The organism is Streptomyces sp. 8N616 (assembly GCF_052246385.1).
Taxonomy (GTDB): Bacteria; Actinomycetota; Actinomycetes; order Streptomycetales; family Streptomycetaceae; genus Streptomyces.
Genome location: NZ_JBQQBY010000002.1, coordinates 33,033 through 54,872 on the forward strand (window position 1 = coordinate 33,033; position 21,840 = coordinate 54,872).

General features: G+C 70.7%; 22 protein-coding genes and 2 pseudogenes. 10 read left to right on the forward strand and 14 right to left on the reverse strand.

Going from position 1 to position 21,840, the window contains the following annotated elements; genetic code table 11:
- Nucleotides 1-36: 36 nt before the first annotated feature.
- On the reverse strand, nt 37-432 hold the full coding sequence (locus ACTWQC_RS01850) for a PepSY domain-containing protein (RefSeq protein WP_443313686.1): 396 nt from the start codon (nt 430-432) through the stop codon (nt 37-39).
- 364 nt (nt 433-796) lie between these two features.
- Here ACTWQC_RS01850 and ACTWQC_RS01855 point away from each other — a divergent pair, with 364 nt between their 5' ends.
- Nucleotides 797-1,495 (forward strand): hypothetical protein, encoded by a 699-nt coding sequence (locus ACTWQC_RS01855; RefSeq protein ID WP_443313687.1) that lies wholly within the window; start codon nt 797-799, stop codon nt 1,493-1,495.
- Between the two features lie 685 nt (nt 1,496-2,180).
- On the opposite strand, the gene ACTWQC_RS01860 is transcribed toward ACTWQC_RS01855, so the two are convergent.
- A complete protein-coding gene (locus tag ACTWQC_RS01860; RefSeq protein WP_443313688.1) occupies nt 2,181-2,306 on the reverse strand; it encodes a hypothetical protein in 126 nt (41 codons plus the stop codon).
- Between the two features lie 390 nt (nt 2,307-2,696).
- On the opposite strand from ACTWQC_RS01860, the gene ACTWQC_RS01865 reads away from it, so the two are divergent.
- From ACTWQC_RS01865 to ACTWQC_RS01880, 4 genes are all read left to right on the forward strand, one after another.
- The gene (locus ACTWQC_RS01865) at nt 2,697-2,831 is read left to right on the forward strand and encodes a hypothetical protein (protein WP_443313689.1); all 135 of its coding nucleotides are present in this window, start codon (nt 2,697-2,699) and stop codon (nt 2,829-2,831) included.
- A 606-nt stretch (nt 2,832-3,437) separates the two neighbouring features.
- Complete coding sequence (locus ACTWQC_RS01870; RefSeq protein ID WP_443313690.1) at nt 3,438-3,773, forward strand: hypothetical protein; 336 nt, start codon at nt 3,438-3,440, stop codon at nt 3,771-3,773.
- Between the two features lie 203 nt (nt 3,774-3,976).
- The gene (locus tag ACTWQC_RS01875) at nt 3,977-4,780 is read left to right on the forward strand and encodes an arsenate reductase/protein-tyrosine-phosphatase family protein (RefSeq protein WP_443313691.1); all 804 of its coding nucleotides are present in this window, start codon (nt 3,977-3,979) and stop codon (nt 4,778-4,780) included.
- Nucleotides 4,777-5,166, forward strand: a complete 390-nt coding sequence (locus ACTWQC_RS01880) for a VOC family protein (RefSeq protein ID WP_443313692.1) — start codon at nt 4,777-4,779, stop codon at nt 5,164-5,166. The genes ACTWQC_RS01875 and ACTWQC_RS01880 overlap by 4 nt, the downstream gene beginning before the upstream one ends.
- A gap of 229 nt (nt 5,167-5,395) precedes the next feature.
- Here the strand turns inward: ACTWQC_RS01880 and ACTWQC_RS01885 are convergent, their stop codons facing one another.
- The 6 genes and pseudogenes from ACTWQC_RS01885 to ACTWQC_RS01910 all read right to left on the reverse strand — a co-directional run bounded on the left by ACTWQC_RS01885 (nt 5,396) and on the right by ACTWQC_RS01910 (nt 10,753).
- Nucleotides 5,396-7,387: a HelD family protein gene (locus ACTWQC_RS01885; protein ID WP_443313919.1), complete on the reverse strand. Its 1,992-nt coding sequence runs from the start codon at nt 7,385-7,387 to the stop codon at nt 5,396-5,398.
- Nucleotides 7,388-7,738: 351 nt separating this feature from the next.
- Nucleotides 7,739-7,825: pseudogene (locus ACTWQC_RS01890) on the reverse strand (LAETG motif-containing sortase-dependent surface protein); the annotation flags it as partial.
- A 52-nt stretch (nt 7,826-7,877) separates the two neighbouring features.
- Nucleotides 7,878-9,152 carry a cytochrome P450 family protein gene (locus tag ACTWQC_RS01895; protein WP_443313693.1) on the reverse strand — a complete coding sequence of 425 codons (1,275 nt, stop codon included), beginning with the start codon at nt 9,150-9,152 and terminating at the stop codon, nt 7,878-7,880.
- A 320-nt stretch (nt 9,153-9,472) separates the two neighbouring features.
- Nucleotides 9,473-9,895, reverse strand: coding sequence for a roadblock/LC7 domain-containing protein (locus ACTWQC_RS01900; RefSeq protein ID WP_443313694.1), 423 nt, complete (start codon nt 9,893-9,895; stop codon nt 9,473-9,475).
- Nucleotides 9,895-10,281: a hypothetical protein gene (locus ACTWQC_RS01905; RefSeq protein ID WP_443313695.1), complete on the reverse strand. Its 387-nt coding sequence runs from the start codon at nt 10,279-10,281 to the stop codon at nt 9,895-9,897. The genes ACTWQC_RS01900 and ACTWQC_RS01905 overlap by 1 nt, the downstream gene beginning before the upstream one ends.
- An 88-nt stretch (nt 10,282-10,369) precedes the next feature.
- A complete protein-coding gene (locus tag ACTWQC_RS01910; protein WP_443313696.1) occupies nt 10,370-10,753 on the reverse strand; it encodes a hypothetical protein in 384 nt (127 codons plus the stop codon).
- Between the two features lie 285 nt (nt 10,754-11,038).
- Between ACTWQC_RS01910 and ACTWQC_RS01915 the strand changes: the two genes are divergently transcribed.
- The 4 genes from ACTWQC_RS01915 to ACTWQC_RS01930 all read left to right on the forward strand — a co-directional run bounded on the left by ACTWQC_RS01915 (nt 11,039) and on the right by ACTWQC_RS01930 (nt 14,484).
- Complete coding sequence (locus ACTWQC_RS01915; RefSeq protein WP_443313697.1) at nt 11,039-12,169, forward strand: hypothetical protein; 1,131 nt, start codon at nt 11,039-11,041, stop codon at nt 12,167-12,169.
- 143 nt (nt 12,170-12,312) lie between these two features.
- On the forward strand, nt 12,313-12,741 hold the full coding sequence (locus tag ACTWQC_RS01920; protein WP_443313698.1) for a hypothetical protein: 429 nt from the start codon (nt 12,313-12,315) through the stop codon (nt 12,739-12,741).
- A 120-nt stretch (nt 12,742-12,861) separates the two neighbouring features.
- Nucleotides 12,862-13,416: a DoxX family protein gene (locus ACTWQC_RS01925; protein ID WP_443313699.1), complete on the forward strand. Its 555-nt coding sequence runs from the start codon at nt 12,862-12,864 to the stop codon at nt 13,414-13,416.
- An 84-nt stretch (nt 13,417-13,500) separates the two neighbouring features.
- Nucleotides 13,501-14,484, forward strand: a complete 984-nt coding sequence (locus ACTWQC_RS01930; protein WP_443313700.1) for an NAD-dependent epimerase/dehydratase family protein — start codon at nt 13,501-13,503, stop codon at nt 14,482-14,484.
- Between the two features lie 32 nt (nt 14,485-14,516).
- On the opposite strand, the gene putP is transcribed toward ACTWQC_RS01930, so the two are convergent.
- From putP to ACTWQC_RS01945, 3 genes are all read right to left on the reverse strand, one after another.
- On the reverse strand, nt 14,517-16,043 hold the full coding sequence (gene putP, locus ACTWQC_RS01935) for a sodium/proline symporter PutP (protein ID WP_443313701.1): 1,527 nt from the start codon (nt 16,041-16,043) through the stop codon (nt 14,517-14,519).
- 203 nt (nt 16,044-16,246) lie between these two features.
- Nucleotides 16,247-17,668 carry an NAD(P)-binding protein gene (locus ACTWQC_RS01940; RefSeq protein WP_443313702.1) on the reverse strand — a complete coding sequence of 474 codons (1,422 nt, stop codon included), beginning with the start codon at nt 17,666-17,668 and terminating at the stop codon, nt 16,247-16,249.
- On the reverse strand, nt 17,665-19,260 hold the full coding sequence (locus ACTWQC_RS01945) for an amino acid permease (protein ID WP_443313703.1): 1,596 nt from the start codon (nt 19,258-19,260) through the stop codon (nt 17,665-17,667). The genes ACTWQC_RS01940 and ACTWQC_RS01945 overlap by 4 nt, the downstream gene beginning before the upstream one ends.
- Nucleotides 19,261-19,734: 474 nt before the next feature.
- Here ACTWQC_RS01945 and ACTWQC_RS01950 point away from each other — a divergent pair, with 474 nt between their 5' ends.
- On the forward strand, nt 19,735-20,316 hold the full coding sequence (locus tag ACTWQC_RS01950; protein WP_443313704.1) for a hypothetical protein: 582 nt from the start codon (nt 19,735-19,737) through the stop codon (nt 20,314-20,316).
- Between the two features lie 60 nt (nt 20,317-20,376).
- Here ACTWQC_RS01950 and ACTWQC_RS01955 read toward each other — a convergent pair.
- The 3 genes and pseudogenes from ACTWQC_RS01955 to ACTWQC_RS01965 all read right to left on the reverse strand — a co-directional run.
- Nucleotides 20,377-20,721: pseudogene (locus tag ACTWQC_RS01955) on the reverse strand (SAM-dependent methyltransferase); the annotation flags it as partial.
- A gap of 3 nt (nt 20,722-20,724) precedes the next feature.
- Nucleotides 20,725-20,973: a DUF397 domain-containing protein gene (locus tag ACTWQC_RS01960; RefSeq protein WP_443313705.1), complete on the reverse strand. Its 249-nt coding sequence runs from the start codon at nt 20,971-20,973 to the stop codon at nt 20,725-20,727.
- A complete protein-coding gene (locus tag ACTWQC_RS01965; protein WP_443313706.1) occupies nt 20,974-21,834 on the reverse strand; it encodes a helix-turn-helix domain-containing protein in 861 nt (286 codons plus the stop codon).
- Nucleotides 21,835-21,840: the final 6 nt, after the last annotated feature.

Here is a 21,840-nt window from a genome sequence, read left to right on the forward strand (position 1 = left end):
GGGGCAGCCGACCGCTCGCCTCCCCTGGCACGCGGGTCAGCTGCCGTCCTCGTCGCCGGCCTCGTCCTTGGTCTTGACGACCTTGTAGGTATCAGGGTTGAGGTAGACCTCGATCTCGGTGCCGTCCGACTTCTTGATCTCCACCGCGTACAGGCCGGGGTTCTCCGCGTCCTCCTCGGACTTCACCACGGTGCCCGGATATGCCTTCAGCGCCGCCGCCTCGGCCTTCTGCTTCGCCTCGCCGGTCAGCGGCGTCTCCACCGCGTCACCCCCCTCGGCTTCCGCGTTCGACTCCCCGCCCGCGGCGGGCGCAGTGGTGGCCTGGGCGTTGTCGGCGGAACCAGCGGCGTCGGAACCACCGCAGCCGACCAGTCCGAAGAGCACGACGGTGGTGGGCAGGGCGGCCAGAGCGGCGCGGGTCTTGGCGTTCATGGAAACTCCAGTTGTGGGGACGGACCTCAAGCAGCCGGGGCCCGAACGCAGTTCGCGATCCGGGCCTGCGGAACGTCAACGACCCTAGGAACAGGCGGTCAAGCGGCCGGCCAGCGTACGACCAGCAACTCGCCAGGAAGCGGACAACATTTCCTGTGCGCGCTCCGGCGCTACGCCGGCGGCGCCTGCCTGTGATCACCCGTGGCACCACGATGGGGCAGCCCCGGTCCGAGCCGGTGACCGGCGCCGAGCTGCTGGGCTGAGCTGATCGTCGAGGGCCGGGACGGAGGTGTGCTACTGGCCGGTAGGCTGCCGGTCGCCCGAAGAGAGAGCTGCCGGTCGCCCGAAGAGAGAAAGGTAAAGGATGCGAAGCCGCTTACTGTCGCTGCGCTCGTTGCCGCTGCTATCGCTGATCATGGCCGCTGTGTTCGTGCTGCCGACGCCGCTGAGCGCCTCCGCCGCCGCGGCTCCGGTCCCGGACGCGCGGTCCGGCACCGCACGGCAGGGGGAGGCGTGCGGGGAGTTCCGGGTGACGGGCGCACTGCCCGCGCCTCCGGCCGGGATGGCCGTCCGGCAGGAGGTCAGCGTCGGCGATGACTGCAAGCCGCACCTGGGCCCGGTCCGATTCGTGCCCGCTCCAGACGGGCGGCGGAAGACCGCGGCCGACCGCCGGGAGCTGCGCACCTGGTCGGAGATGTACGACTGCTGCGGGATCCTGATGACCGCCTTGTACACCACCTCCACCTGGGAGAACGTCGACAGCAAGGTGCGCGACGTCAACACCACCGCGCGGCACGACTGGAACCGCGAGCCGTGGGACGGAGGCTGGTCCCTCGCGGGCACGAGCCAGACCGGGGGCTGCCCCGGGACCTGCCCCGGCGCAAGCGCCGCCGCCCACGCGGAGTTCGGCTACCGCGGGATCTTCGACCTCACCGGCGACTGGTACGCCAACACCCACGACTCCGCCGTGCAGCTGAAGGGGGACGGCACCGCCTCGTGCCGGCTCGACGTGACCCTGCGGCACACTTTCATCGGCTGGCACTGGGTGCGCGGCTGCGCCTGACGGTGCGTTGGGCCTCGGCCCGCCCCTGCGTGGCCCCAAGTGGACCGAACGTGCGACAGCGCACACCGCCCAGGCGGACAGGAACAGCCGGACTGGCTGGAACTGCTGACGGTCGCCGCGCAGCTCGCAGGACAACTACGGGCTCCGGCGGACGATTTGGTCGGCTCGACCGTCAGAGCACGAGTGTTTTCTGGGCGAAGAGTGTGACGCAAGGCGAAGTACGACGACTTGATACGGCTCAGCGCCGGTCGCGCAGCCGACATCGACTGCGACAGGTGTGGTGCCATCGCTGGATCGAGCGAACCGGCCAGTGGGGGCTGAGCGGTTCAGCTCGACTGGCTGAGCGGAAGGAGCCGACCAGGCCACCTTCAGCGCTTCAGGCTGACGATCACCGATCTACTCGTGGGGTTGCCGGGCTGGTTGACGACGGGATCAGCTCGATGGCGTTCAACCGGAGCGACTGCCGTGAGCTGGACCTGATCCCATGGGTGCTCGGCAGCCGTGGGTACGTGATCCTGACGCAGGCGCCGTCCTCGGTGAGGTACCGGTTGCCCTCATGAGCAGCCCGCGCTCACCGTCGCGGACCGCGGGGACACGGCCGGCGCAGTCTCCCTTCGCGTCCGGCTGCTTGGTCCAGCGGGTGCCGTTCCAGTCCAGGCGTATGTACTCGTCGGCGGGCTCGTTGTCACCTCGCCGTGGTTGAAGGTGTGTCGCCGTACGCGCGTACGACGTCCCCCGCCAGCGCGACCACCTCGCTGAGATAAGCGCCGGGCTCGGGCGGCACCGGGTCCGGGAAGTGGTACTCCGGCATCCGTACGACTGGTACGTCTCGCCGTGGATCAGTTGGTCATGCTGCACGGAAGCCCTCGGCCAGAGCGGTCGGGAGCTCTGGCAACTTCTGGCAACTGCCAGTCACACAGATCGAGATCCGCATCTCGCCCTGAGACGTCTGAGGGTGACGGGCGTTGGGGCCGGGCCTAGCGTGATCGTTGGTTGGCGAAGCCAGCCGCCCCTCGCGGCAAGTGCTGTCGGGGGGAAGCAGCGATTCATGGGGGAATCCATGCGTATTCGCCGTGTTCTTACTGGTGTTGGTGTCGGTGCCGTTCTGGGGCTGGGGGCTCTGGCGGCGCCGGCGCAAGCGGCCGAGCCCGCGCAGGCCCCGGCTTCCGTGTCGGTGGCCGCGGTGCAGGCTGCCGGGAACATGGAGTTCTATGACGACTTCTGGACTCGGGAGGAGTGCGAGAAGGTCGGCAGCGACGGGGTCGCGCAGGGTATGTGGCGCATCTACGACTGCCAGGAGTCGTGGTGGGACTGGGACCTGTACGTCGGGTACTGACCGGCGCACTGAGTCCGGCTGGTGCCGTCGTCCCTTGGGGCGGCGGCACCGCCGCGTTTTCAGAGCGCAACCCCTCGGACAGCGGACATCCGGGTTCGATAACCGCCTCTGACGTTCCGATGCCGTAGCTCTCGAAGGACCGCGCCGTCAGCCCGGCCGCCTCGTCGACGGCGACTGTCCCGTACAGCACGCTCGCTGCCCAGCACGACACGGGCCGGGACCGCCGTACGCTCCAGGCGGCCGGACGGGGAGAGTGACGCTTTCCGAGCCGCTCCTTGGGCTGAGGCCGACGACGACTGTCGGGGAGATAATGGACCCAGCCGCGCGGACCCGGCGGCCGAAAGCGAAGTCGAGAGCCGGGCACGACGGGACGACGTCGCCCCCGACCTCGGACAAGCGGTTTGCTACCACTACAGCGCAGGGCGTGTCATGAACCGCAGACACCGGCATCGCCAGCACCTCAGCACCTGTGCCCTCGTTGCGGCGCTCGCCGTTGTCCCTATCGCGGCGTGCGGCAGCGCAGAATCCTCCTCGCCCCAGGCCGGCCCGGTAGCGGCCTGGATGGTTTCACCCGCTCCCGCAGCAGATGCAATCGAGAAGCAGGCCTTGGCCCAGAGCAAGGCTGCTGAGACCGCTCGGGCAAAGGCCGCAGCACACGATGCCAAACCCGGTCAACAGCAGGAACAGCAGCCCCGATCGCAACAGCAGCAACCGCAACAGGGGCAGGGCACGTGCACGACGGACCCGGCCGACCGAGCGGCCTGCCGTTTCCCGGAAGGCGCGCAGATCACACCCGGCGGAGGCGACATCGACGGCGACGGAGTCTTCGAGGAGAACGAGCCTGTCGGGCCCGGGTACAAAGACCCCCGCGCCTACGACGGCGGCAAGACCTCCGGGGAAACCCAGTGTGACTGGCTGCGCCGGCAGGGAATCCCCTGCTGAGGTAACAGCGGTTCGCCCAGCGCCATGCGGCCGGTGCTCTCCGGCTCGTACTGCATCTCCTCCACAGTGAAGGCCCAGTCTGTGGAGGGCAGCCGTGCAGCGCGTGTTCACGCTTTGTGGTCTCACGGACGTCGCGCTGCTTGGGACTGCTCAGCGGGAGCCCTCCCGCAATACATCAAACTAGTTTGATGTATCCTGTGGTCATGGTGCCCTCGGGTCAAGCCACCCCGGCGTTCGTACGCCTGGCCGCCCACCCGCTGCGGTGGCGATTGCTGACCGCGCTGGCCGCGAGCGACTACCGTGTCCGCGAGCTGACCGGCCTGGTCGGCCAACCCCAGAACCTGGTCTCGTACCACCTGCGGCTGCTGCGCCACAGCGGGCTGGTTACCGCCCGTCGCAGCAGTTTCGACGGCCGCGACAGCTACTACCACCTGGACCTGGATCGCTGTGGGGGCGCGCTGGCCGCCGCCGGTGCCGCCTTGCACCCGGCGCTGCATCCCGGCCGGCGCCCGGCACAGGACCCCGATTCATTGCCGCCCCCGGCCGCCGCACGGCAGGGCCGGCCCCGCGTGCTGTTCGCGTGTACCGGCAACAGCGCCCGCTCACCGATCGCCGAGGCCCTGCTGCGCCACCACACCGCCGGCCACGTCGACGTCACCAGCGCCGGCAGCGACCCCAAACAGCGCATCCACCCCAACGCCGTACGGGTACTGCGCGAGGACTACGGCATCGACATCGCCGCCCAGCGTCCCCGGCATCTGGACGCGGTGGCCCGGCGCCGGTTCGACTACGTGATCAGCCTGTGCGACAAGGTCCGCGAGGTCTGCCCCGAATTCCCCGACCAGCCGCGGACGGTCCACTGGAGCATCCCCGACCCCGCCACCGGCGGTGACGCAGGCCAGGACAGCTACCCGGTCTTTCATCGCGCCGCCACGGAGATCGACACCCGCGTCCGCTACCTGCTGGCTGTCCTCACCCGCAGCCCGCACCCGGAGGTTCAACCATGACCGCGCCCGACCAGCTTGCCAGCGTCCGCTACCTCGTCGACGACGTCCAAGCAGCCGTCGACTTCTACACCACTCACCTCGGCTTCACCGTGCACAGCAACGCGGCGCCCGCCTTTGCCGACGTCATCCGCGGCCCGCTGCGACTGCTGCTGTCCGGGCCGACCAGCTCCGGCGCCCGGGCCACACCCGCAGACGCCTCCTCCAGTGGCCGCAACCGCATCCATCTCATCGTCAGCGACCTCGACGCCGAGATCGACCGACTGCGCACCGCCGGACTGTCTTTCCGCAGCGAGCTGGTGACTGGCCCCGGTGGACGCCAAATCCTGCTCGCCGACCCCGCCGGCAACCTCGTCGAACTGTTCCAGCCCGCCCACCGACAGCCATAGTCCGCGGAGTCGTCGTGACAACCGTCCGGGAGGTGCTGTTCGTCTGCGTGCACGAGGCCGGCCGCTCCCCCGCGGCGACGTGGGCGGCGGCCACCTCCTGCCAGGCTGTGCGCGCGCTCCAGGACGTCCCGGATCGCCGCTGGGCCCACGCGCAGATCCATGGGCCGCGTCGATCATTCCTCGGTCATGGTCGATTCCCTCTCGTAGGTGATCAGTGCGCGTGGTTCTGTCACGCGGGCCGGATGGCGATCGTGCAGAGCCTCTTGGTGGCCCGGGTCAGGGCGACATACAGGTCCCGCTCGCCACTGGGACGGGCCGCGACGATCTCCTCCGGGCCGACGACGAGGACCGCGTCGAACTCCAGGCCGCGGGCCTCGGACACCGGAACGAGGCGCGCCCACCGTGCGATTCCGGCAGACGCCAGGTCGTCCACCCTGGCCTCCGCGCAGATCACTCCGAGCAAGTCGCCCGGGTACGCCGCGGCTTGGGCCCGGAGTTCCCCCGCCGCGGTGGTGGCGAGCGTGTGCGGGAGCGCGGTGAGGCTGCGTGGAAGGTCGCCGTGGCGGATCGACCGGCTCGGCGTCTGACCGGGGGCGATCCGCGAGAGCAGGCCCCGGGTGGTCGCCAGGATCTCGTCCGTGGTGCGGTAACCGACAGTCAGGGTGTGCAGGGCGAACCGGGTGCCGAGATGCGGGCCCAGCGCCTCGGGCCAGTCACGGGCGGTCGACGCCGGGCCTGCCTGGGCGAAGTCGCCCACCAGCGTCATCGACCTGGCCGGGCACCGGCGCACGACCATCCGCCACTGCATGGCGGTGAGCTCCTGGGCCTCGTCGACGACGACGTGCCCGAATGTCCGCTCCGGCGGGCCGTACACCAGGCTCGCCGCCTCGTCCAACAGCGGTACATCGGCGTCGGCCCACGGGGCGTCGAGGGGACACAACAGCCGGGACCGTTCCGCCCCGGTCAGCGACGGCAGATGCGCGGCCATCGCGCGAGCGTCCGTCAGGAGGGCACGTACCACGGCATCGGGTGTCAATCGCGGCCAGAGGGACTCGACGGCGCGGTCGACGTGGGCGTCGTCGCGAAGGTCCGCCCGGAGGGCGTCCGCGTCGAACTCCTCAGCCGGTCCCGCGGCCGGTGCGCCGTCGAAACCGAGAGCGCGCAGGTCGGCCTCGGCGGCCCGGTCGAGGTCGATGCCCGTGCTCTTCGCAATCTCGGCGTCGATGTGCTCAAGGGCCTCCACGGCACCACGTTCCAGCGCGTCCGTGACCGCGCCGACCAGGCGCTCCTTGAACACGGCCCGCGCACGGTTGTGCGCCAGGCCGCTCGCCACGGCCGCGTCCCGCGCGCCCGCGACATCCCCGCTCTCCAGACGGACCCACTCCTGCCCCACACGCACGGCGAAGCCGCCGCCCGGCGCCTGCCGGGAGCGCACCACACCTGCCAGCGCCTCCGCCAGCACGGAACTCCCCTTGAGCCGCGCCACATCGGACGGCTCCACGGCGGCAGGCACCACGCCGGCCAGCTCCCCGCACGTCGCCAGGACCACGTCGTTCTCCCCGAGCGAGGGCAAAACCTGAGAGACGTAGTCGAGGAACCGCGCATTCGGCCCGAGCACCAGGACACCGCGCTCGGCAGCACGCGGAAATGCGTACAGCACATACGCCGCCCGGTGCAGCGCGACCACGGTCTTGCCCGTGCCGGGGCCGCCCTGCACCACCGTCACCCCCCGGTGCGGAGAACGGACGATCGCGTCCTGCTCGGCCTGCAGCGTCGCCACCGCCGCACGCATCCGCCCCGTGCGACCCGTCTCCAGCGCTTCCGTCAACGGCCCGTCGCCCACGACGTCGTCGGCCGTCGGGACGGAACCGTCCAGCAGCTCGTCGCTCACCGCGCGTACCGTACGGTCCTCGACACGCAGGTGACGGCGCCGCCGCAGTCCCATCGGGTGGACGGACGTCGCCGCATAGAAGGGCCGTGCCGCATCCGCGCGCCAGTCGACGAGCAGCGGCAGCTCGCGGTCGTCCGCGTGCAGGCCGATCCGCCCGATGTGCAGGACGGTTCCGTCCGCGCCGTCGATCCGGCCGAACGACAGCCCTTCCTCGGCCCGTTCGAGCCGGCGAAGCTGCCGCACCAGTTGGTCGGCGGCGACGTCGCGCGCGTACACCTCGCCCGGGCTGTCGGCCGACGACCTCAGCACGTCCGTCAGCTGGGCCCGCATGTCCGCAAGCCGCTCGTCGAGCAGCCCGTATACGGCGGACACGTGCGCCTGCTCCACCTCGACCTGGCGTGCAGCGGTGTCGTAGACCTCGTTGAACTGCGGCAACAGCCGGCCTCCTCTCGATGTGGCCCTCCACTATGAGGCCGAATTCCCACGAAAGTAAGGCTTGACTTACCTGTCCGTGTGCCCCGCGAACAGGCGAGCACCGGGCATTTCCCACCGGTACAGGACGCGACGCTCAGGCCGCGGTGCGAGGGTTCCGCTTCGAGGTGGGGCGGAGGCCCGCTCCAACAGGGCCGTGCCCGCGGTTCGGGTGAACAGCGGGCACGGTCGGAGCGGATCACGGTCGGGTCAGTGGCGTGCGGTGCGGCGCTTACGGGTGGCCAGGAGGATGGCACCACCGGCGAGAACCGCCACGGCAGCCATGCCGGCGATGAGCGGCGTGCTCGCTGGAGATCAACAGGGTTCGCGGCCGCGTCGCAGCGGCGCCTCAGGCGGCCGTCATACGGTCGCCCGGCTTGTGGAGGTGGACGGGCAGGGACTGGTGGCCGTTGGAGATGAAGGACTCGAGCGGCTGCAGCTCGCCGGGCGGCACGGCCAGCGACAGGTCCGGGAACCGGTCGAACAGGGCGGGCAGGGCGATCCGGCCCTCCAGTCGGGCCAGTTCCGCGCCGAGGCAGTAGTGCACGCCGTGCCCGAACGACAAGTGGTCGCGGCGCGTGGGCCGGGTGATGTCGAAGCGGTCGGCGGCTTCGCCGTGGAGGTGAGGGTCGCGGCCCGCGGCGGCGTAGTTGATGACGATGGCTTCGCCCTGGCGGAACGTCAGGCCGCTGCCGGCGTCGTGGATGTCCTCCACCGGGAAACGCATGATGAGGTTGGCGACCGGGGCCTGATGGCGCAGGGTCTCCTCCACCACGTCACCCCAGGATGCGCCGCCGCCCTGGACCAGGGCCAGCTGGTCGGGATGGGCGAGCAGGTTGACGACGGCGTGGTCGAGCAGGTTGACCGTGGTCTCGTGCCCGGCGCCGATCAACAGCAGTAGCGAGTCGAGGAGTTCCTGCTCGGACAGGCGGGAGTCGGTCTCGTCGTCGTGGGCGTCGATGAGCGCGCTGGTGACGTCGTCGCCGGGGGCTTCGCGCTTGGCGGCGGTGAGGTCGGTCAGCAGCTGGTACACCTCCTGGGCGTTCTCGGTCGCCTCCTGCTCGGTGAAGTTGGTGGCGAACAGGCCGCCGATGGTGCGGCGGAAGCCGTCGTGTGCCTCCTCGGGGACGCCTAAGAGGGTGTTGACGACGAGCAGCGGCAGCACCCAGGCGAACCGGGCCCGCAGATCCACCGGGGCCCCAGCGGGGGCGGTGCTCAGCCGGTCCAGCAGGTCGCCGGTGATGGCTTCGATCTTCGGTGCGAGGGCGCGTACGCGACGGGCGGTGAACGCCGCGCCGATCAGACGGCGCAGGCGGGTGTGCTCGTCGCCGTACGCGGACAGGGCGTTGCGGACGTCCACCCAGGTCCGCAGCGGCCAGGCCTCCGGTATCCGGCCGGCAATGTAGTCCGGCCAGTGCTGGTGGGCGTCCTTGGAGACGCGGGGATCGGTGAGCAGCCGCTTGATGAGGGCGGTGTCGGTGACCGACCAGGCCTGCACCCCGCCGGGCAGCTCTACCTGTGTTGCTGGGCCCTCGGCGCGGAGGCGGGCGGATTCCCCGTGGATGTCGGTGGCCAGGGGGTCGAGCCGGAAGGGGCAGCCGGAGGTGCGCTGGGTGTCGTCCATGTGGTCTCTCCAGACGTCGCTGGGACTGTGACGGGTGGGAAGGTGACGGGCAGAGCGGTCCAGCCGGAGCGGAACGTTCCGCGCCTGCGGCTGGACTGGTCGAGGGCGACCGCGAGGGTGGGGTCGGGCAGCCGGTCGAGGAGGCGTTCGACGTTCGACGGCCGTCTCGGAGATGACCGGGCGGGGTCGGGGGCGGGGCAGCCGTGGACGCCCGGACGAGCGTGATGTGATCGAAAGTGGCTCCGGCTGGGGACCGGACCGGCCGCCCGTCACCACGTAGGGCCGTACCAGCCCGCTGCCCCGGCCGCGCCGCGGCGGAGTCACGTCGAGCTGCCCTCGGCGTCCCGTGCGGGGAGGTTCATCTCGTGTCCGAGGCGGTCGACGGCCTTCTCCATGGCGTAGGAGACGGCCTCGACGTCCGCGTCCTGGGTTGCCGCGACGACCAGGTAGGTGCCGGGGCCCGCGGCCATGGTGAAGATGAAGCCACCGGCGTACTGGATCATGGTCAATTCCCACGGGTCGCCCTGGCAGTTGGCGAACTCGGCCGCCTCGCGGCTCAGGGACTGCATCCCGGATACCGCGGCGGCCATGCGGTCGGCCAGGTCACGGTCGACCCCCTCGGACGAGGCCGCGGTCAGGCCGTCGGCGGACAGCAGCAGGGCGCGCAGTGTGTGCGGCAGCCTGAGGATGTTCTCGTCCAGGATCCAGCCGAGGCCGCTGAGGTCGGTGCCGGGGGTGGTCATTACTCCGTGTTCCCTTCGTCCGGAATCTGCTGTTGCTGTGCGGCTCGGCGGCCCCGTACGACCGCTCCGAGGCCGGCGGCGGGGTTCGACGGGGTCTGCATGGCGGGGGGCGGGGGTGTGGTGTGCCGCCGCGACCGGCCTTTGCGGCGCTGCGGGAGTCCGTCGGGGCGTACGGGGAGGGACCGTTGGTCCCCTTGGACCGCGGGCCGCTCGGCCGGGGCAGGGGACGCAGGCTCCTCGGCCGGGGCTGCGGGGGCGGAGCGCTCGGCGGGGGCGGGCCGCGCTACGGACTTCGCACGGGTGGAGACGGTCCTCCGGTACCGCAGGGCGGTTGCCCAGGCCGCGGCCAGGCCCGGCAGCAGGAGCCAGATCGTTGCGTCCGGCATGGGTGTCATCGAATCCTCCGGACGAGGACGGATGGGTCGGCAGGGACCGACCGGGCGGCACCCTCGCAGGAGCCCGCCGGGGAAGCCGTCATCCCCCGGGGGCCTCGGCGCACCGGCGGCCGGTGTTGAGGCGAATCTTGCTGGTCGCGTCAACGATACGGATCACCCTGGCGGTCGTGGTGTGAGGGGTGGGGTGAAAATCCGTCACGTTGGTGTGGATCAAGAGGCCCGGGACTTCGCCGAGCGGGACCAGCAGGACGATCACGCGTGGGCGGAACCCCGGGCCCTGCGCGCCGACCGCGGCCGGTCGCAACGCGTCCTGGACCTGCCTGATGCCGACGAGGTCCTCCTGGTTGCGCAGCTTTCCCTCGATTTCGTAGATCCAGTTCCGGAACGCGGTCGCTTTCGTTCTGCGCCGGGTCTCGACCGCCGTCGTCAGCAGTGCGCCCAGCGTGGAGCATTGACTGATCACGTAGGAGACGATGCGTGGAAATCCGGCCGAGAGGGCCGCGGCTCCGAACTCATGGTTGATCCGGTCGCGCAGCGCATCTCTGATCTTGGCTGTCTCATCGAGGACTGAACTGCAGGCCAGGGTTGCCGAGTTGGCTGGGAATCAGCCCTGACCGCCAGGTGTGCACAGCAATACGCACAACCCTACTGCGGGTTGACGAGTCTTCCGTGTGGTGACCATTCACGGGCATGCGTTCACGGGCGTGGCGAATTTTCGAGCATGACGCCGTGCAGGGGGAGGAACAGCATGAGAGCGAGCGCCCTCGTCAGGATCGCCGTGATCACACTGGTCGCGGCCACGACCACACTCATGGCCCCGGCCGCGGGCGCCTCCCCGTCCCCACGGACGACCACCGGATCCCTCCACTGGGAGATGTCCTCGGCGGGCCGGCTGTCGTCGGGGGCGCACCTGAGCTCGGTGACGGCGGCGGGCCCACGCGCGGCCTGGGCTGTGGGGCACGAGAGCTTCGACGGCGTGCCGGAGGGCGTCGTTCTGCGGTGGAACGGCAAACGATGGCGCCAGGACCCCAGCGCCGGGCTGCCCCGGGTCAGCTACTGGCACTCGGTGAGCGCGGTGTCGCGCCGTAACGTCTGGGCCTACGGCTGGAGTCAGACCGAGGAGCTGGTGGCGCACTACGACGGGCGGCGCTGGCAGCGCGTCGACCTGCCGGCGCTGCCGGGAGGGGCGATCTACGGCTTCTCCGAGCTCGCCGCCGTAAAGGGCCGCATCTGGCTGGCCGGCGACCACCGGATCAGCACCAACGTCAAGGGCCGGTGGCGGACCACGGACTTCGGCGCGGGCACGGGCATCACGGACATCGACGCGCGGTCGGCCGCCGACGCCTGGGCGGTGGGCGGATTCGCCCTGGTCGGGCAGAAGTCGCGGCCGGTGGCCTTGCACTGGGACGGCGCGAGCTGGAGCGAGGTCCCGCTGCCCGACACCCGGCTGCGCCTCGCGAACGTCTATGCCGAGTCCGCGCGCAGCGTCTGGGTGAGCGGTCACACCTCCCCCACCGGCGGCGACGGCTACGAGCCCAGGGTGCTGCACTGGGACGGGCGGACCTGGCGGGACGTCACCGGGCCGGTGGAAGGGCTGGCGCCGCAGGCGCTCAGCGGCGACGGCCGCGGCAGCGTCTGGCTCACCGGTGACCCCACCGGATGGGAGGGACCGCCGGTCTTCTGGCGCTACGACGGCCGGCGCTGGGCGCGGGTGCCCGGGGCGACGGTCCCCGGCGGCGAGACCCAGTCCTACAACGTCACCGACCTCGCTCCGGTCGGCCACACCGGCAGGCACTGGGCCGTCGGCAGCTACGAGCTCCTCGACGGCCAGGGCGGCGCCGACTCGTACGAGTTCATCGAGCGCTCGGCACGACGCTGACACCGATCCGCGGCATCAGGGTCTTCCGGTGACTCCGGCGGCCGACCACCAGCAGACCGGATTCCCCGTCCGCGACACGTACGACCGCGGGGGCCGTGACCAGCATCGGTGACGGTCCGGGACGAGCCGGGTAGGAATCCGCCGTGGTCGATGACGATGACGGCGAGCCGGACGAGGACGAGCTGCTCCCCGAGCTGTGCGATCTGTGCGGCGTGACGATCTCCAACGGCTCGGAGGTCCATGCGCTCGTGCCGGACTCCTCCGTGATCCATGCCCGGGATCCGGACCTGGACGGGCAGCGGTTCCTGACCGCCTGTTCCCCGCGTCATCTGGAGGAGCTGCAGGAGCAGTACCGGCGAAGGCCGTTCGTGAACGAGGAGCAGTGGGCGGGAAGGATCTCCCGTGCGCTGGGGCACCACCCCGAGGGTCTCGGCCAGGAGCAGCTGGCGGCCGAGACCGGACTGAGCCCGCTCCAGATCCAACGTGCCCTGGCCTGGCAGCGCGAGCGCTTCCGCCGCTGGCGGGAGGAGTACGGCGACGGACCCTCCGGGCCCCCTGCAGGTGATTGGTGATCCGGCCCACGAAGCCGGTCCGCCGTCTGGTAGCTTGAAGCAAGCTTGAACTTTCAAGATCTGCTCGGTGGCGGCCTGCTGCCCCGCCCCCCCCACCGCCGACACAGGAAAGCGACCCCCATGACATCGCCCGCCAGCACCCGTACCACCCCCGCGACAGGCGCCCCGGCCGACCGTCACGCCCCCTCCCTGCCCGCCTACGATGCCGGGCTCCTGGTGCTCCGCCTGGCCCTCGGACTGACCATGGCCGTCCATGGCGCGCAGAAGCTCTTCGGCTGGTTCGGCGGCGCGGGCCTGGACGCGACCGGGCAGTTCTTCACGATGAGCGGTTACCCGTCCGGCAAGGCCATGGCCGCCGTGGCCGGGCTGACCGAGACCCTCGGCGGTCTCGGTCTCGTCCTCGGGCTGCTCACCCCCCTGGCCGGCGCAGCCGTGGCCGGCACCATGGTCAACGCCATCGCCGTGAAGTGGGGCGGCGGCTTCTTCTCCCCCGAGGGCGTGGAGTACGAGCTGCTGCTGACGGCAGCCGCGGCCGCCCTCGCCCTGACCGGGCCTGGCCGCTTGGCCGCGGACCGGTTCCTGCCGGGTCTGCGGGCGCACCGGCTCGGTTACGGCATCGCGGCCGTCGTGCTCGGCGCGGTGCTGGCCGCCGTGGTCCTGCTGCTCCGTAAGTAGGCGCCGCCCGGTTCAGCTCTCGGCGATTCCGCTGAGAGCAAGCAGAGGTTCCACCGGCCGCGGGCGGCGGGCAGTGTCGCCGTCATGAGGCTTCTGATGCTGGGTGGAACGGAGTTCGTGGGGCGTGCCGTCACGGAGGAGGCGCTGGCCCGGGGCTGGAGGGTGACGGTGTTTCACCGCGGGCTCCATGAGCCGCCGCAGGGCGTCACGGCGCTGCACGGGGACCGCGGCGCCGCGGGCGGTCTGGCGGCCCTCGGCCGGGGTGAGTGGGACCTCGTCGTCGACACCTGGTCGGGCGCACCGTCGGCGGTACGGGACGCGGCCCGGCTGCTGGCCGACCGGGCCGGGCACTACGCCTACGTCTCCAGCCGGTCGGTGTACTCCTTTCCCGCCGCGGCCGGTTCGGCCGAGGACGCCCCGCTGGTGGACGCCTCGCCCGACGCGGGCGAGGTCGAGTACGCGCAGGCCAAGCGCGGCGGGGAACTCGCCGCGGCGGAGGTCTTCGGCGACCGGGCGCTGCTGGTGCGGGCCGGACTGATCCTCGGCCCCTACGAGAACATCGGCCGGCTGCCGTGGTGGCTGAACCGGATCGCACGGGGCGGCCCGGTTCCCGCCCCCGGACCGCGCAAGCTGGCATTGCAGTACATCGACGCCCGCGACCTCGCCGCGTGGACCCTCGGCGCCGCCGGACGCGGGCTCGGCGGGCCGTACAACCTCGTCAGCCCGCCGGGCCACACCACCATGGGCGAACTGCTGGAGACGTGCGCGCGCGTCACGGGTTCCGGCGCCGAGCTGCGCTGGCTGGATCCGGAGCGGGTCCTCGCGGCGGGAATCGAGCCCTGGACGGAGTTCCCGGTCTGGCTCCCTCCGGGCGAGCTGTACGACACCCTGCACCGCGGGGACGTGTCCAAGGCGGTCTCCGCCGGGCTGCGCTGCCGCCCCGTCGCCGAGACCGTGGCCGACACCTGGGCCTGGCTCAGGAGCCTGGGCGGAGAAGCGCCCCGGCGGCCCGACCGCCCCTCCGTCGGTCTCGCCCCGGAGAAGGAGGCGAGGGTTCTCGCGGTCTGAGCCATGAGCCCGCCCGCCCACGGGGAAGGGGCTCAGCCGGCCATCATCCGCTGAGGGGTTCGGTTGTCCATCGGGCCGTACCAGTCGCGCAGCGGGGGACGGCCGACGAATCTGCCGAAGAACAGCGCGGCGGCCGTGGCGACGAGCACGCCGGGCACCATCTCGTAGACGCCCGTCTCGAGAGGCCCGAGGAGTGGGTCGATGCGCTTCCACACCACGACGGTGACCGCACCTGTCACGATGCCCGCCATCGCCCCGGCCCTGGTCATGCGCGGCCAGTAGAGCGACAGGAGGATCACCGGGCCGAAGGCCGCGCCGAAGCCGGCCCACGCGTACGCGACGATGTCGAGGACGGCGCCGCCGCTGAGCGCGATCGCGTAGGCGACCAGGGCCACGGCCACGACCGTGCCGCGCGCTACGAACACCAGGCACGCGTCCGAGGCGCGCCGGTTGAGGAACGCCCGGTAGAAGTCCTCGGTGAGGGCGGTCGCCGACACCAGCAACTGGCTGTCCGCCGTGGACTTGATGGCGGCCAGCACGGCCACCAGCAGGATGCCCGCGACCCAGGGGTTGACCAGTTGCGCGGACAGCGCGATGAAGACGGTCTCCGGGTTCTCGAGCGGCTCGTCGAGCGCGGCGATCCCGACGAGCCCGACGAGCGAGGCACCCGCCAGCACGACGATCACCCAGCCCACACCGATGCGGCGGGCCATGGGGATCTCGCGTGTGCTGCGGATACTCATGAAGCGGACCAGTATGTGGGGCTGGCCGAAGTAGCCGAGCCCCCAGGCGAGCAGGGAGATCACCGCGACGCCGCTGAGCGGCTTGCCGGTTTCCCACCCGCCGTCGTCGAAGCCGGCTTCGGCTCCCATGTCCAGCAGCGCCGGAGTCTTGGCGCCGAGCACACCGCCCAGCGCGTCGAAGCCCCCGAGCAGCCCGATTCCTATCAGGGGAAGTGCGAGTGCCGCGAAGAACATCAGCGTGGCCTGTACGGAGTGCGTCACGCTCACGGCGCGGAAACCGCCGAGAAAGGTGTAGACGACCATGACCACGGCGAAGACGGTGAGCGCGAACTCGAAGCCACCGCCGAAGATCTCCTCGAACAGCACGCCGCCTGCGATGAGGGCGCTCGCGACGTAGACGGTGAAGAACACGACGATGACGGTCGCCGAGACGGTGCGCAGCACCTTGCTGCCGTCCTCGAACCGCTCTTCCAAGTACGCGGAGAGGGTTACGGAGTTGCCGGCCATCTCGGTGTAGGTGCGCAGGCGCGGTGCGACGAGCCGCCAGTTGAGATAGGTGCCGATGACCAGGCCGACGGCGATCCATGTGGCGCCGATTCCCGCCGCGTACACGGCCCCGGGCAGGCCGAGGAACAGCCAGCCGGACATGTCGCTGGCCCCCGCGGACAGGGCCGCCACCGGGGCGCTCAGTCTGCGGCCGCCGAGGGCGAAGTCGGAGAAGGTGGTGGTCTCCTGGTACGTCCAGATACCCACCATGACCATGGCGAGCAGGAAGATCCCAAAGATGATCATGACCGGTACGGTCAGGTAGGTCATCCGCTTCTCCCTTGGGGCAGGCGTCGCCACGCGCGAGGACTGGCCTCTCCGGGTCGGTGATTCCGCAGAGAGTTGAGGGGTCTGCGGGAGCCGACAATACGGATGCCGGGCATGCAGCGGGACCGGTTTGGCAGATGTCCCAGATGTATCCCGAGTGCGTTCTCGCGTAGCGCGGCTCCCGCGGCCGGGGGCCGGTACGGCGGTCACTCCCGGGGCTCGGCCCCGTCGTCCTCGTGACCGCACCGGCCGGCGTGGGGCCAGGGCACGAAGCGTCCGTCCGCGCACTCCACCAGCAACCGCTTGCCGTGTGCCAGCACGCCGCGCGGCCGCAGCCCGCACAGGCTGGCGCTCGCGTACGCGGCGCTCATGCTGCCCAGGTCGTGCACGATGCCGATCCTGAACAGCGACTGGGTCTCCGCGATGGCCTCGTGGTCGCCTGCCCGCATGACCACGCGCAGTTCGGGTGCGATCGCCCGGGCGGCCACGGAGACGGCGATGTTGTCGCGGTCGTCCGAGGAGACGGCGGCCATCGCCTGCGCCCGGTGGAGGCCCAGTTTGTGCAGGACGAACCGGTCCGTCGCGTCCGCGACGACGACGGGTACGCCGAGGGCCCTGGCGAGCCGGAGGTTCGGGGCGGCCGGGTCGCGCTCGACCGCGACCACGCCCATGCCCAGGTCCTGCAGTTGGGTGCAGAGCCGCAGGCCCACCTGCCCCAGTCCGACGACGACCACGTGGCCCGCCCGGGGGAGGGTCCGGGCGCCGACGATGCCGACCGAGCGCGGCGCCAGCAGGCGGTCCACCATGCCCGCGGTGAAGACGGCGGTGAAGACGACGGTGATGAGCATCGCGACGCTGGAGAACACCAGGTAGGCGTCCGAGCCGTGCGCGGATCCCGGGCCGACGGTGGAGACCGTACGCACCGCCTCGAACCACGCCTGGACCGGCGGCCGGTGGTTGACGGCCACGGACCAGCCCCAGTCGGATACCAGTACGGCGAGCAGCCCGGCGAGGCCCGTCAGCATGATCCGCGAGCTGCCGTCGTGCGGCCGCAGCTGCCCCCGGATCCGCCCCAGCCATGCCCGGTTCTTCAGGGAGCGCGGCGGCCGGTACGGCGTGAGGCGTACGTGGTCCCCGTGCCGCCGGGCGGCGACGTGGCCCGAGGACGTCCGGGTGAGGGCCAGGAGTCCGGGCTCGACGCATGCGGCCAGGAAGGTCGGGGCGACGACGTCGGCGGGTGAGGTGACCCGGCAGTTGGGGACCACCCGTACGAGTTGCTCGGCCACGGTCCGGTCGAAGATCGTCACCACGAGCGTGACGGCGGGGCGGATGTGTTCCACCGCGAGCGCGTAGCGCAGGGCCTCGACGTCGTCGTCGAGCAGGATCGCGACGCCTGCCACCTCCTGGTCCAGCACACGGCGCAGCTCCGCGTCCGTGGGCCGGCCGAGGTGGTGGACGAGGTGGCCGGCAGAGCGCAGCGATCCGCAGGCCCTGCCGGCCACGTCTCCTCCGATGACGACGAAACATGCCCCGCCGCCCGCGCGTTGGACACCGGGGGTGGCCCGGTCCTCCTCGTGCTCGGGTGAGGCGCCGTCAAGGGAAGGGTCTGATGCCGTGACTGCGGTCATCGGAACGACTGGTTCTCCTGCTCACCGCTGCCGTTGGGGCTGCCCTTGGGACTGCCGTCGGGGCCGGCGGCGGTCGTGGTGGCCACGGTGGCGCCCGTCCTGCCTGCTCCGTCCGGTCCAGCCGGTCCGTCGGGTCCGTCCGGTCCACCGGGTCCGTCCGGTCCGCCCGGCGCTCCCCCGGCGAGCCCGAGCTTGGAGTGCCGGTAGCCGTAGAGGGCGTAGACGACGACGCCGAGCACGGCCCAGACCAGGAAGCGCACCCAGGTCATCGGCTGCAGCTGGGAGATGAGCCACAGCGAGAAGACGATGCCGAGGACGGGGACCAGCGGCATGCCCGGGCAGCGGAAGGTCCGTGGGAGGTGCGGAGAGCGGTAGCGCAGCACGATCACGGCGGCGGAGACCACCACGAAGGCCAGCAGGATGCCGATGTTGGTGAGTTCCGCGGCCTCGTTGATCGGCATCAGGCCGGCCATGACCGCGGAGACCACGCCGACGATCCAGGTGGGGCGATGCGGTACTTGAGTGCGGGGGTGCACCTTCGCGAACCAGCCGGGCAGCAGGCCGTCCCTGCTGATCGCGAACCAGACGCGGGAGGCGCCCAGCATGAAGGAGAACAGCACCGTGAGGATGCCGACGATCGCGCCGACCGCGATGACGTCGGCGAAGACGGGCAGGCCGACGGCCTCGAAGGCCGAGGAGAAGGCGCTCTCCGGGTCGATGTGGTTGTAGCGCTGCATGCCGGTCAGCACCCCGCAGGCGAGCAGGTAGAGCACCATGGCAATGCCGAGCGAGAGCACGATCGCCTTGGGCAGATTGCGCTGGGCGTCCTTGGACTCCTCCGCTGCCGTACTCATCGCGTCGTATCCGAAGACGGCGAAGAAGACGGTCGCCGCTCCCGTGACCACGCCGCCGAAACCGTACGGCAGGTACGGGCTCAGGTTGCCGGACTTCACGTGGAACACGCCGACCACGACGACCGCGACGACGATCGCGATTTTGACGAAGACGAGAATCGTCTCGATGCGTGCGCTGGTCTTCATGCCGCGGTTGAGCAGCCAGGCGATCAGCAGGCACAGCAGCGCGGCGAACAGGTCGACCCGGTGGCCTGAGCCGGTGCCCGGAGCGCCGAGCATCCACGCCGGCAGATCGACCCCGAGCCCGTCGAGGAGGAAGGAGAAGTACCCGGAGATACCGATGGCCACCACGGCGACGATCGCCGTGTACTCCAGCAGCAGGTCCCAGCCGATCATCCAGGCGGCGGCCTCGCCCAGCACCGCGTAGCTGTAGGTGTAGGCGGATCCCGAACGCGGGATGAGCCCCGCGAACTCGGCGTAGGACAGCGCCGCGGCGGCGCTGGCGATCCCGGCGATGATGAAGGAGAGACTGACGCCCGGTCCCGCGGTCCCGTTGGCGACCGTGCCGGCCAGGGAGAAGATGCCGGCGCCGATGATGGCGCCGAGCCCGATCGCGGTGAGCTGCCAGAGCCCCAGCGTGCGCTTCAGGCCGCTGCGTTCCTCGGGCGCGGCTCCGCCCGTGATCGGCTGGCGGCGGAGAATGCCGGTGCGTGGACGGGTTCTGCCTGCGGTGCTCATGGGTCACTTCCATCAATAGGTGGTGTGAGCGTCGGGGGGCGTGAGCGAGACGGCTTGCTTGCCGTTGTGACGGCCTCGGGGTTTCCGCCGCCAGGGGGCTCGGCCGGCACCGCAGGTTGTGCGTCACGGCGGCCCTGTGTTCGTGCGCGTTGGTGCGCGTTGGTGCGCGCGCACATTCCTCAGCCACCCGGGGCACCGTGGTGACGTCCCTGGTCACCGGTGGTGCCGCACGTGCGTGGTGTCGCGCAGCACTCAAGGTAGGAGCCACGCTCTGCGACACCCATAGACAGATGCCATAAGTTCGGGCCGCGGATTCCTACAGATGCTCAATGGGGTCTCTGCTCTCCGCTGCGCGGAGCGCGGCGGGGTTCGGCAGGTCCGGCAGGTCCGGCAGGTCCGGCAGGTCCGGCAGGTCCGGCAGGTCCGGCAGGATCATTGACTGATGCCACACGAGCGCGATGGGAAGGAGTCACCGTGACCGAGAGATTCCGGAACGGCAGGACAGGTGCGGCGGTGGCGTTGTCGGCAGCCGCTGTGCTGTTCGTGTTCGTGTCGGGCTGCACCGGCACCGGTGGGCAGGACGGCTCCCCTGCACCGTCGCCCTCGCCGGCCACGCCCTCGTCGCCCACGTCCTCGCCGGCTGACCAGCAGCGGACGCCGCCCCCGTCCTCCTCCCCCTCCGCCTCCGCCTCCGAGGACCGGAAGGTACCGGCACCGGTCCTGGTCGAGATGGTCGTCAGCGGCGGCTTCGCCGGACGCCAGGAACAGATCCGCGTCCTCGACGACGGCACGTACACCACCCTCGACAAGGGCAGAAACGGCCCGAAGAGCACCCTGAGGCCCACTCAACTCCGCTCGCTGCGCGAGGCATTGAAGTCGGCGGACTTCGAGCGGCTGCCACGGCGCACGGTCGACGAGAACGCGCGGGACATGATCACGTACGTGGTCGTGCACGATCACGTCACGGTCATGACGGACCAGTCCACCCCCGTACGACCGCTGGACGAGGTGATCAACATGCTGTCCGGGCTGCTTCCCGGCCACGCCGCGCGGTGAGGAGGAAGCCCGGGATTGTCAGTGGTCCCGGGCTGAAGGCGTGAGTGCGCGAACGCGACATCACGGGCTGCCGTGACGGCGAGCTGCTCGACCTCGTAGCCCAACGGCCCTTCCCACGTGGCCGGCCGCCGCCGGTGTGCTCCAGTGCGCCACCGGGCCGAGCCCGGGGCCGACGAGTTCGAGGCCCTCGAAGAATGCGGCGACCTCGGCGCGGGAGCGCGGCCGGAGCGTCACGCCCTCCTTGCCGTAGAGCGCGACTGCCGCTCCGTCGCCTCCCGGGTCGAAGTCTCCGGTGATATGAGAGAAGACGAGGTAGCTGCCCGGCGCCAGCGTGCCGACGAGATTCCGGACGAGCCCGTAGGCGTCGTCTTCGTCCGGTACGAAGTGCAGGAGTGCGATGAGGGACGGTCAGCGCTCCCATTCCGGCAGCAGGAAGTCGGCCTGACCGGCCTTCGCTCCCTCGATGAACGCCAGGATCTCGCCGCTGGTGTAGATCAGTGCGGGGCCTTCGGGATCGTTGGACTGGCGCAGCGCCACCCGGCCGTCGTGCAGTCTCATGGCCTCGACGCAGTTTCCCCCGTTGCCGCCGCTCCACGGCTTGTGCCAGCCCTCGCTGCCGAGGTCGGTGGCGCGCATGCCGTTGTATATGCGGTCCATTCAGATCTCCTTGCGGAATTCTGTGAGGATTTTTCTTGTCCGCTGTGCGGTCGCCGCCTGGGCCGCCATGTGGTCCAGCACCTCGAGATATGAGGCCACTTCGTTGCGCTCGTCGAGATGGACGGCGCCCGTCAGGTATTCGACGTAGACCATGTCGGGCAGTTCGGGGAGGGCGAACCGGAAGAGGACGAAGGGCCCGTAGGTGCCGGGATGATGTCCCGAGGCGAACTCGGCAATCTGCAACGTGACTTTGGGCATACGGGCCGCTTCCAGGAGCCGGTCAGCCTGGGCCCGCATCACATCCGGCGTTCCGACGGGTCGGCGCAGAATCGTTTCGTCCATCACCACCCACAGCCTGGGGCCGTTCGGACGGGTGAGCAGACTCTGGCGCTCCATGCGCAGCGCCACGTACCGCTCGAGGTCGTCGGGCCTGGCCCGTCCGAGAGCACCGGACCGCAGCACGGCGCGGGCGTAATCCTCGGTCTGGAGCAGGCCGGGGACGAAGTGGGGCTCGTACGCCCGGATGAGGCTCGCCGCACCCTCCAGGCTGACGTGCACGCTGAACCAGTCCGGCAGGATGTCGTGGAACCTCTGCCACCAGCCGGGCTTGTTGGCTTCCTCGGTCAGCTCGGTGAAGGCCTCGGCCTCCTCGCCGGTGATCCCGTAGGCCTCGAGCAGCATCCGCACGTAAGGGATCTTCAGGGCGACCTCGGCCGTCTCCATCCTGCGAATCGTGGCCGAGGCGACGCGGAGCACCCGGGCGGCCTGATCGCGCTTCAGACCTGCCCTCTCGCGCAGGTCCTGGAGGCGCTTGCCGAGAACGACCTGACCCACGGTCGGTGCCGACCGCGGTTCACTCACGTCGCG